2 protein-coding genes are annotated in these 631 nt (G+C 65.0%); one reads left to right on the forward strand and one right to left on the reverse strand.

Annotated elements, in window-relative coordinates:
* Positions 1 to 235: autoinducer binding domain-containing protein (locus FQ705_RS18845; protein WP_186307913.1), on the reverse strand; the 235-nt coding region annotated here is incomplete at its 3' end.
* Positions 236 to 310: 75 nt separating this feature from the next.
* Between FQ705_RS18845 and FQ705_RS18850 the strand changes: the two genes are divergently transcribed.
* The coding region (locus FQ705_RS18850; protein WP_144143583.1) for a DUF4902 domain-containing protein at positions 311 to 631 on the forward strand (321 nt) is incomplete at its 3' end.

A 631-nucleotide genomic window follows, 5' to 3' on the forward strand; every position in this document is an offset into this window, starting at 1 on the left:
GCACGGTCGGATCGACCTCGATGTAGTTGCGCGCCTGGTAATGGGCCATCCAGCCGGCCGGGTAGGTGTCGAAGATCTCGACCACCGGCTGCGTGCCCGGCTGCGGCACGCGGATGCCGTAGCAGCAGTACTCGAAACCGAGCCGCTTCGAATAGGCCGAGATCTGCTGAAAGAGCTGTTGCTCGTTCGCAGCCGCGTTGAACTGGTGGTAGGCATCCTGCCAGCGTAGTTCCATCATCTCTCCAACAGCTTCCACGCTGTCATTCTTGCTAGGTTACATCACGGTCACGGGCTTGCTACATTGCCGCGCATGACACTGCCCCTGCTTCATCCTTACTGCGCGCCGTCCAAGGACGGTGACGTCCGCCTCCCCCTGCATGCCTTCGCGGGGCTCGAACTCGTGCACATCGCCTCGGGGCTCGACCCCGGGCTCGCCGACGAACTGCGCGCCGACGGCCTCGCCTTCGACGCGGCCGGCTACACCGAGTGGCAGCGTCCGTCCTCGCCAGGTTTCGCACACCTGACTGTCGGCTGGGACTGGTATGTCGATCCCGGCTCCGGCCGCCTGGTGATCGCCTGGGACGACGTGCGCAGCAACCTGATGGGCGTCGACCGCTTCGGCACCGACATC

Source organism: Paraburkholderia sp. BCC1884 (genome assembly GCF_900996225.1).
In the GTDB taxonomy this organism is placed as follows: domain Bacteria; phylum Pseudomonadota; class Gammaproteobacteria; order Burkholderiales; family Burkholderiaceae; genus Paraburkholderia.